Raw genomic sequence first — 9,452 nt, 5'->3', positions numbered from 1 at the left:
TTCCCTAAAACGCGATAATACCAAGCCCGTTACCACGGTTAATGTTTTACCAGGTAAACCAGACGGTACCAATGAGTGGTACAAATCAGAAGTCAGTTTCACACTAACTGCATCAGACGAAGGATCTGGTGTTGAGAAAACCGAATACCGTGTGAATGAAGGCGACTGGAGAACCTATGACAATTTGGTAATGGTAAAGACGGATGGCATTTACAAAATTGAATACAGGAGCATCGATAAAGCAGGAAATGTAGAAGAAAGTAAATCTGAATTATTAAAGTTGGATAAAACAAACCCAGTTACAACATCAAAAATATCACAAGGTGAGCCGAACGGCGCAAATGGTTGGTACACAACAGATGTAAATGTGGAGCTTTCAGCAAATGATGGGCAATCAGGCATAAGCAAAACAGAATATCGAGTTGATGGAAGTGACTGGGCACCTTACAAGTCACCTATTCAATTGACCATTGATGGTATTCATAAGGTTGAATACCGTAGCACAGACAATGCCGGAAATACGGAAGAGTTGAAATCTATCAATGTGAAAATTGATAAAACATTACCGGAGGTCAAACTCAACTTAAGTCATTACACTATATGGTCGCCAAACCATAAGATGGTCAAAGTGACGGTCAAACCTGATATAACGGATTCCATCTCTGGTTTCCAGTCTATTGTTTTAACATCGATTACTAGTAGCGAGCCAGATGAATGGCTAGGTGATGGTTCTACCGAGCTAGATATCCAAAATGCTGAATTTGGTACAGCCGATTTTGAGTTTGATTTACGGGCAGAAAGATCGGGGATAACCCAGGAGCGGATCTATACAATAATCTATACTATCACCGATCAGGCAGGTAATGTACGAAAAGTATCAACTATCATAGCTGTCCGCCATGATTAGTGGGAACACTGAATAGAACATGTTATTAAAGAGTTTACTTTAATAAACCAAAGGCGGAATGGTTTTGTAAGCTGACTAAGAAAGGGATACATCCCATAAAGGATGTATCCCTTTTTTTTCTTTTCCAGTTAATCACAAAATTCCACTCTAACTAAAGATTAATAAATGAAATTCTATTGTTCAAAGCCGACACTCATCGTATCCGGATTTGATCCGGCACGGCTATCTTGATTTAGTCCATCAATTTTTTCCATATCCTCTTTAGATATTTCAAAATCAAATATATCTGCATTTTCAATAATGCGATACTCTTTGATTGATTTAGGAATCGTTACCACACCATGTTGCAGATCCCAGCGCAAAATAACTTGAGCAACGGATTTATTATATTTATGCGCTAAATCCTCAAGAACCGGCTCGCTCAAAAGCTGCCCTTGTTTTAAAGGTGACCACGCTTCTAACTGAATACCTTCCTTTTTACAATAAGCAAGAAGTTCTTTTTGGGTAAGATGCGGATGGAATTCCACTTGGTTGACCATCGGTTTAATTTCTGCTGAACTGATCAAATCCTCAAGATGATGAACTTGGAAGTTACTTACGCCAATTGCACGCACACGTCCGTCCTTATATAGCTTTTCAAAAGCTTTCCACGTTTCTTTATATTTATCTTTACCAGGCCAATGAATTAAATAAAGATCCAAGTACTCAAGTCCAAGTTTGTTCAAACTAGTTTCAAACGCTTCTAGGGTTGATTCATATCCTTGGTCGGCATTCCACAGCTTAGTGGTAATAAATAAATCCTCACGGGGCACTCCAGATTCTTTAATTGCTTGACCCACGCCTTCTTCATTTTTATAAAATGAAGCCGTATCGATACTTATGTATCCATTCTTTATCGCTGCTTTTACAGACTGGACAACCTCTTCTTCGCTCACTTTGAATACGCCCAATCCCATCCATGGCATTTTTACACCATTATGTAATGTAGTCGTGTCTTTTAAATTTGTTGGCATCGTAATTCCTCCCATTTAATTAGTCTGTGTTAAACTTGCCTATTGATTTCCGATTCAATCAATAGGTTACCAAAATTTAACACAGCCTTTATTTATGATTATAACAAAAACTTAGTAGTCTTTATAAAAGAATCAACCGAGGAAATACTTATTATCCTCGTGCGGCTTGGACCTTCTCGATATATTCTTTTGCATATGCGGTGATCTTGTCAAACTCGCCTGTTTTAGCTGGGGCGATTAGGTTTCCACCGACTCCAACAGCCACACAGCCATTTTTGATCCATTGACCAATATTCTCTAAATCAACACCGCCGGTTGGCATAATGTTTATTTGCGGCAGCGGACCTTTCACTGCTTTGACAAATTCTGGACCAAATGCACTTCCTGGGAATAGTTTTATGATATCCACCCCAGCTTCTAGTGCACGTTTCATTTCAGTAATGGTCATACAGCCTGGCATGTAGGGGATTTGATAGAGATTACAAAGTGTTGCTGTATCCTCATCAAATGCTGGACTTACCACAAACTGTGCTCCCGCCAAAATTGCGATCCGTGCTGTAGCCGCATCAAGAACGGTTCCTGCTCCAATGACAACCTCGGTATTATTTTGATAAAGTGTTGTTAATTCTTTAATTACCTCATCTGCCCCTTTAACAGTAAAGGTGACTTCAATCCCTTGAATTCCGCCCTTTACACAGGCCTCAGAAATGTTAACGGCCTCTTCCTTTGAATCTGCTCTTACAACAGCAACGACTCCACAATCGGCAATTTTAGTTAAGGTGTTTATTTTTTTCATCATGCTGATCACTTCTCTCTATTAATTTTTTCAAAAAATTATTTTCAAATAGTTTTAATTACTATGAATTAAATTTACAAAAGATTTCCGATACCGTATCATATAATAGAACAGTGTTCTAAAAATGTATTATGAAAACTATTTAAACGGGGTAGAAAAAGATGTCTAATGTTCAATCACTTGAAAGAGCTCTAACCATTTTAAACAAGCTATCTGAATATCCAGATGGCATCCAGATTACACGTCTAGCGGAGCAGGTTGGACTGACAAAAGGCACCCTTCATAGACTGTTAGCTACGTTATCGAATATGAATTATGTTGTAAAAGATGAAGAAACAGATAAATACAAACTTGGATTACAAGTCCTCTTTCTTTCTAGGAACCTTTTAAATAACTCGAATATCATTACGGTTGCAAAACCCTATCTAGAAAAATTATCCAAAGAAGTCAATGAAACCGTTCATTTATGCATCGAAGACCATGGTGAAGTTATTTACATCGATAAAATTGAAAGTAATCAAACCATTCGAATGTATTCCCGGATTGGAAGCCGAGCCCCGATGTACTGTACGGGGGTTGGAAAAGTATTACTTTCAGGCATGAATCCGGATAGGTTTGAAGAAATTATTTCAAATATTAATTTCATACCTAAGACACCACACACCATCACTTCAAAAGAAGCATTTATCGAAGAAATCGATAAGGTAAAGGCTCAAGGGTATGCCCTCGATAATGCTGAGAATGAAGAGGTGCTAAGATGTATTGCCTCCCCTATTTACGATCATAAAGGTAAGATTATCGCTAGTTTCAGTATTTCAGGCCCAAGAAATCGAATCACAATGGATGTTATCAATGACACATTAGTCGAGAAAATGAAACAATATAGTTTAGCCATCTCAAGAAACCTTGGCTATACTGGAATTTAGTGAACGGAGGTATTCTTTTTTGAGAATACCTTTTTTACTTCATCCAAAACATGAAAGGTAAAGAAACCAAAGCAAGCAGGTTTCTTTACCCTAATAAACACATGGATTAAAGGTTAACCATCACGTTTTCCATATAAGCTTCCAAACTTTCTCTATTTGGCAGCCCATCATTATCTCCTGGTGACATAACAGCAAGGGCACCGATGGCAGTTCCACGTTTTACTGCTTCTTGCAATGGCAAGCCTTCTAAAATACCGCTTACCACGCCAACGGCAAATCCATCACCAGCACCAACCGTGTCAATAACTTTCTTTACTGTGAAACCTTCAGTGTAAAACTGCTCACCTTCTGAACTTGTGAACGCGCCTTCTGCCCCAAGCTTAATCACGACTGTTTTCACTCCAGCCGCATGATAGTATGCGGCAATCTCATAAACGTCCTGTTTACCTGTTAATAATTTCCCTTCTTCAATGCCCGGAAGAACAATATCTGCATGACAAGCAAGGTCGTTAATGACTTGGGCCATTTCTTCTCTATCAGGCCAAAGACCAGGACGCAGGTTAGGATCAAAAGAAATTTGCACGCCTCTCGCCCGAGCTTCTTTCATTAGCTCATAGACCATTTCCCGACAACCACCGGATAATGCAGGCGGAATGCCCGTAAGATGAATATGGTCAAATCCATCCCAATTTAGATTAGCGATTGTTTCCAAATCCATGTGTGAAGCCGCTGAATTCTTTCGGGCTGAGAATACTTCCGGATCTCCGCTTACAACCTTTTGCTTCCACTGCATACCCGTTAAAAAGGTAGCATCATACTTCACATACGTGGTATCAATATCATTTTGCTGGAGAAATTTTTCAATATTTTTTCCAAATGGGTCCAATCCCAATTGGGTGATATACGTAACTGAATGCCCTAAACGTGACATTCCGATGGAGAAGTTAACCTCGGCACCTGCAACAAAGCGGTCAAAACGCTCCACATTTTCTAACGGACCTTCTTGCTCCGCAACAAAGAGTGCCATAGGTTCTCCGATTGTAATAACTCTACTCATTTGAGGTCCTCCTATAATTGAAAGAGAGACATACAATGAAATATGTCTCTCTTGATTTAATTATCAAGCAGTTACTTTATGGCTATCATTGTGCCCAACTGGTCCTTGTTTTTTTTTGCTCATATACTGTGACCAATAGGCAGTTAAGATAGGAACTAAAATCGATGTTACGATTACGGATGCTGCACACAAAGCAGTAGCAGACTGTGCAATATCCATAAACTCTGGCTTCATTGTCGCAATAATCATTGGGTTAGCAACCGCAGCTCCAGCTGTACTTGAAGCAGCAAGTCCTGCTGTACCGTTTCCGCCGCCGATAAATTTATCAGCAAGCATCAATGGAATACCTGTGATAACGATTACAAGTAGTCCTAATAAAATTCCAGCCAAGCCAGTTTTTGCAATAACTGTCAGGTCAATCGAGTTACCTAAAGCAAAACCAAAGAATGGAATCATGGTGTGTGTTGCTTTACTGAAAAATTCACGGAAATCTTTGTCTAAGTTACCAAGAACGAAACCTACTAAGAATGGTAAGACAGCGCCTACAAATGCATGTGGTTGGAAAGCTGCAATACCTGTTGAACCTAGAATTAACATGGTTACTAGTGGACCAGATTCAAGTGACATTAATACGAATGCTCCAGCTTCTTCTTTTGAACCATATTGCTGCATAATGGAAGCGTAAAGACCGCCGTTTGTCATATCCATACACGCAATGATTGCAAGAACAGAGAATCCAGCGAAAAAGCCTGTTTGAATTCCGCCATCAGGGATAAACATAGAGGCAACCATCGCCACTACCCATGCAACCGCTATCTTTGTTATGACAAGTGTTCCTGATTTTCTTAAAACCGTACCTGTAGCTTTAATATTAATACCAGCACCCATACAGAAGAACCATACCGCTAGAATTGGAACCGTACCTGTCATTAAACCATTAGTAAATGAACCGAAATACTCACCAGATTTTGGAGCAAGTGTGTGAATAATTGCACCTAAGAATAATGGAACCAGCATCAGACCCCCAGGGATCTTTTCAATCGTCTTCATAATTTTCATAATTGCATACCTTACCTTTCGGTTTATAATGGGTAATTTTTAGCAAAAAACTGAGATGGTTGATTTGATTGTTCATGCTGTGTGATAAGTTCCTGAATCAAATGGGAAGCCGTGGGCGGCCCTATACTATTCTTTTCATGAACCGCCACTGACTTTTGACCTCAATTTTTCTTTTAACCTCACAAACTTGTATTACATTTTTACTTTGAGGACTACTTTTCTAACCTTTTGTGATTCTTCAGCAATTATTCCAGTCATATGAGAATCTTCTGGAAAACAGATCATCACATCTCCTGGGTTCATCGTGATGTCAGAGTGGACATCCCCTTCAAAGAAGATGGCATCCTTCTCTTCGTTGTATGCTTCCTTCACACGCTGATGCTCAATATGGTCTACGGCAATCTTTTCTTTACCTTCTATAATAAAGTGAAAGTCTAGATATTTTTGGTGAGCTTCCCAAAAGCACTCATCCACTGCTTTTGTTTCATATTCGTTTAAGAAAAAGAATAATTCCTCGTTCAATTCATAACGTCCAGTAGAATACTGGGAAAAATCTGCTTCTTGTAAGAGATGTAGTGTTGATTGCAATTTCTCAGTAAGAAGCTGGTTTTTGATTAAGTCATTTAATCTACCAACTATCATCGAGATCAACTCTTCCTATTAGGAATTTATTAACGGGCTAACCAACCGCCATCCACTGCAAGAATATGTCCATTCATATAGTCAGAAGCTTGGCTAGATAAGAAAACGACTACGCCCATTAAGTCAAATGGATTTGCCCAGCGGCCAGCAGGAATACGAGAAAGAATTTCCTCACTACGCCCCTCATCAGCACGAATCGGTGCAGTATTTGCTGTTGCCACATAACCTGGTGCAATCGCATTAATCTGGACATTATATTGACCTAATTCATTGGCAAAAGCTTTGGTTAAACCGGCAACGGCACTTTTACTAGCTGTATATGGCGGAACAAATTTACCACCTTGGAAAGAAAGCATCGAGCAGATATTAATGATTTTTCCGCTTTCTTGCTTTACCATTACTCTGGCAACTGCTTGACTTAGAAGATAAACAGCATTTAGGTTGATCTCCATAACAGCATTCCAATCTTCCTCTTTATATTCAAGCAATGGGTTGCGGCGGATGGTTCCAGCATTATTGACTAGGATATCAATCTTGCCATAAACACTTAGACATGTATCCACAATCGTTTGTAAGTTTTCTCTAGCGGTTAAATCTGCTTGATGGAAGTAAACTTTTCTTCCTGTTTCTTCAATCAACTCTCTTGTTTCATCCCAGTTGGTATCATAAGAAACAATAAACAAATCTGCTCCAGCTTTAGCTAATGCAACAGCATATCCTTGACCAAGACCAGTATTTCCTCCTGTTACAATGGCTACCTTATCTGTTAACTTGAAAAAATCTAATGAAAAATCTCTTAAACTCATTTGTATAGCACCCCTTAATTTTGTTTGCGTTTTATTTTGCAGTTTACTAGATATGTTTTTGGCTCCAATTATCTTAATTGGTCCATGGTTACTTGGTCCATGTCATTATAGGTTTTATTTTCACCGGCCATTGCCCAGATGAACGTATAATTACTCGTTGCACCGCCGCAATGTATCGACCAAGGCGGAGAAATGACTGCCTGTTCGTTCTTCATTACAAGATGGCGTGTTTCGGTTGGCTCACCCATCATATGGAACATTCTTGCATTTTCATCTAAATCAATGTACAGGTAAACTTCCATTCGGCGGTCATGTGTATGAGTCGGCATTGAATTCCAGACACTTCCTGTATTCAATTGCGTCATGCCCATGACAACTTGGCAGCTTTGGATTCCCTCATTATGAATCATGCGGCGAATCACTCGGTCGTTTGCATTTTCAAGTGATCCTAATCGATCCCCTTCAATATCCTTAAACGCTACATGCTGTACTGGATACTCTTTATGAGCTGGAGCAGAGAATAAATAAAACTTGGCTGGACTAACGGTTGATTCACTAATGAAAAGCAACTCTTTCTTCCCTAATCCAACATACAAGCAATCTTTGTTTTCCATATCATAAGTTTCACCATCAACGGTGATTTTTCCGGTTCCACCGACATTAAAGATCCCAACTTCTCTACGTTCTAAGAAGTAATCTGCTTTAATTTGGTCATAGCCCTTTAATGAAATAGCTTCTCCCATAGGTGTGATCCCACCCACAATGGCGCGATCCTCCATCGTATAAACCAGCTTTATTTCACCGGGTACAAATAACTCTTCAATTAGATAGTGTTTACGAAGTTCTTCAGTTGTAAATGTTTTGGCATGATCTGGGTGTGTTGAGTACCTAGTTTCCACAATCTACATCTCCTTAAAATTAACTTCGAACCTTCGATGTTTTTTTGTTCCACATCGTGGTACGGTGTTTCATAATTTAATTATAGCGGTTTCATTTCAGAATTGCTATAGGGAATTTGACAAAAAGATGAATTTTGATTTTTTGAGGAAATTTCCAAGTAAAAAGGGATTTTTCAGAAAATTGTATGATATAATGAATTTGGTTCTAAATAATAAACTTTGGTTTTCTATATTAAACTGGAAAAGAGGAGTATTATGGAAACTACTAATCAATTCTATGGTGTTATCCCACCAGTACCGACCATTTTGTTCAAAGAAGGGAAACTTGATAAGAAAGGAATGGGAAATCTAATTGATTTCTTGATAGATTCACAAGTAAACGGGCTTTTCTTTTTAGGTTCTGGCGGAGAGTTCGGCCAAATGCCGGTCGAGTTAAGAAAAGAAGTGGCTGAATTTGCGACAAGTTATGTAAATGGGCGTGTACCAGTTTTAATAGGGACAGGAACCCCAAGTACCAACGAAACCATCTCAATAAGCAAGCATGCAAAATCGATTGGTGCGGATGGAGTAGTCGTAGTCAACCCGTATTACTATAAACTAACGGAGGATAGCCTGTTTCAGCATTATGCAGAAATTGCTAAAAATGTAGAGCTGCCGATTATTTTATACAATTATCCAGAATTAACTGGCCAAGATTTATCACCCGACTTTGTTCTTACACTAGTTAATAACTATCCGAATATCGTCGGTATCAAGGACACGGTTTTAGCAGTAGGACATACGAGAGAATTAATTCAAATCGTTAAGTCCCAACACCCTCACTTTGCGGTGTTTGCCGGATATGATGAGCATCTTTTAAATAACTTAGCCCTTGGCGGTGACGGATCTATTCCATTGACTGCATCTTTCGCACCGGAAGTTTCCGTCGGTATATACCAATCGTTTAAACAAGAAAACTTCGGCAAAGCTATTGAACTCCACCAAAAATTGGCAGCTTTGCTCCCTTTATATAAACTCGATTCACCTTTTATGAATGTTGTGAAAGAAGCCATTCTCCTGCGCGGAATCGAAATTTCGACGGATGTTCTAGCACCCGTTCGTTCACTCAGTCCAGAGAAAAAAGAATTAGTGAAAAGCATTTTATTAGAAAAGTCGACTACTCTTTCCTAATCTAGAAATTAAACAAAGTTAGCTGTTCAGTATTAGTAACTGAACAGCTTTTTATTTATAATAAGAAAAGCGTAAGCGCCCTGTTCAGCGGCGTATGGCCTGGAGCGCTCCAACTGAGATAAAGGAAACACGGAGAGCGTAGCGACCCGATGTTGACTTATCGTAGTGCGGAGCGCG

At 39.2% G+C, this 9,452-nt stretch carries 10 protein-coding genes; 3 read left to right on the top strand and 7 right to left on the bottom strand.

Going from position 1 to position 9,452, the window contains the following annotated elements; genetic code table 11:
* The coding region (locus tag V7121_RS24835; RefSeq protein ID WP_420490531.1) for an OmpL47-type beta-barrel domain-containing protein at positions 1-907 on the top strand (907 nt) is incomplete at its 5' end.
* Positions 908-1,080: 173 nt separating this feature from the next.
* Here V7121_RS24835 and V7121_RS24830 read toward each other — a convergent pair.
* Together V7121_RS24830 and V7121_RS24825 are read right to left on the bottom strand one after the other, a co-directional pair.
* Positions 1,081-1,920, bottom strand: a complete 840-nt coding sequence (locus tag V7121_RS24830) for an aldo/keto reductase (protein ID WP_335494440.1) — start codon at positions 1,918-1,920, stop codon at positions 1,081-1,083.
* Between the two features lie 151 nt (positions 1,921-2,071).
* Entirely contained in the window at positions 2,072-2,716 is a 645-nt protein-coding gene (locus V7121_RS24825; protein ID WP_335494458.1) for a bifunctional 4-hydroxy-2-oxoglutarate aldolase/2-dehydro-3-deoxy-phosphogluconate aldolase, read from the bottom strand.
* Positions 2,717-2,877: 161 nt separating this feature from the next.
* On the opposite strand from V7121_RS24825, the gene V7121_RS24820 reads away from it, so the two are divergent.
* Complete coding sequence (locus V7121_RS24820; protein ID WP_335494442.1) at positions 2,878-3,642, top strand: IclR family transcriptional regulator; 765 nt, start codon at positions 2,878-2,880, stop codon at positions 3,640-3,642.
* Positions 3,643-3,748: 106 nt separating this feature from the next.
* On the opposite strand, the gene V7121_RS24815 is transcribed toward V7121_RS24820, so the two are convergent.
* The 5 genes from V7121_RS24815 to kduI form a co-directional block, all read right to left on the bottom strand.
* A complete protein-coding gene (locus V7121_RS24815; protein ID WP_335494444.1) occupies positions 3,749-4,699 on the bottom strand; it encodes a sugar kinase in 951 nt (316 codons plus the stop codon).
* Positions 4,700-4,762: 63 nt separating this feature from the next.
* Complete coding sequence (kdgT, locus tag V7121_RS24810) at positions 4,763-5,758, bottom strand: 2-keto-3-deoxygluconate transporter (protein ID WP_335494445.1); 996 nt, start codon at positions 5,756-5,758, stop codon at positions 4,763-4,765.
* A gap of 192 nt (positions 5,759-5,950) precedes the next feature.
* Positions 5,951-6,400, bottom strand: coding sequence for a YhcH/YjgK/YiaL family protein (locus tag V7121_RS24805; RefSeq protein ID WP_335494447.1), 450 nt, complete (start codon positions 6,398-6,400; stop codon positions 5,951-5,953).
* Between the two features lie 29 nt (positions 6,401-6,429).
* Positions 6,430-7,206, bottom strand: a complete 777-nt coding sequence (gene kduD, locus V7121_RS24800) for a 2-dehydro-3-deoxy-D-gluconate 5-dehydrogenase KduD (RefSeq protein ID WP_335494449.1) — start codon at positions 7,204-7,206, stop codon at positions 6,430-6,432.
* A 68-nt stretch (positions 7,207-7,274) separates the two neighbouring features.
* Positions 7,275-8,105 (bottom strand): 5-dehydro-4-deoxy-D-glucuronate isomerase, encoded by an 831-nt coding sequence (kduI, locus tag V7121_RS24795; protein WP_335494451.1) that lies wholly within the window; start codon positions 8,103-8,105, stop codon positions 7,275-7,277.
* Positions 8,106-8,360: 255 nt separating this feature from the next.
* Between kduI and V7121_RS24790 the strand changes: the two genes are divergently transcribed.
* On the top strand, positions 8,361-9,275 hold the full coding sequence (locus tag V7121_RS24790) for a dihydrodipicolinate synthase family protein (protein WP_335494452.1): 915 nt from the start codon (positions 8,361-8,363) through the stop codon (positions 9,273-9,275).
* Positions 9,276-9,452 lie beyond the last annotated feature (177 nt).

The sequence above is a fragment of the Neobacillus drentensis genome (genome assembly GCF_036962125.1).
In the GTDB taxonomy this organism is placed as follows: domain Bacteria; phylum Bacillota; class Bacilli; order Bacillales; family Cytobacillaceae; genus Neobacillus; species Neobacillus drentensis_B.
The sequence above is the reverse complement of the archived record's forward strand: the minus strand, read 5'-3'. Positions and strand labels throughout refer to the sequence as shown.

Bases quoted from the DNA above. Each gene is read 5' to 3' on its own strand.
- V7121_RS24830 (WP_335494440.1), bottom strand. From the start codon at position 1,920: ATGCCAACAAATTTAAAAGACACGACTACATTACATAATGGTGTAAAA.
- V7121_RS24825 (WP_335494458.1), bottom strand. From the start codon at position 2,716: ATGAAAAAAATAAACACCTTAACTAAAATTGCCGATTGTGGAGTCGTT.
- V7121_RS24820 (WP_335494442.1), top strand. From the start codon at position 2,878: ATGTCTAATGTTCAATCACTTGAAAGAGCTCTAACCATTTTAAACAAG.
- V7121_RS24815 (WP_335494444.1), bottom strand. From the start codon at position 4,699: ATGAGTAGAGTTATTACAATCGGAGAACCTATGGCACTCTTTGTTGCG.
- kdgT (WP_335494445.1), bottom strand. From the start codon at position 5,758: ATGAAAATTATGAAGACGATTGAAAAGATCCCTGGGGGTCTGATGCTG.
- V7121_RS24805 (WP_335494447.1), bottom strand. From the start codon at position 6,400: ATGATAGTTGGTAGATTAAATGACTTAATCAAAAACCAGCTTCTTACT.
- kduD (WP_335494449.1), bottom strand. From the start codon at position 7,206: ATGAGTTTAAGAGATTTTTCATTAGATTTTTTCAAGTTAACAGATAAG.
- V7121_RS24790 (WP_335494452.1), top strand. From the start codon at position 8,361: ATGGAAACTACTAATCAATTCTATGGTGTTATCCCACCAGTACCGACC.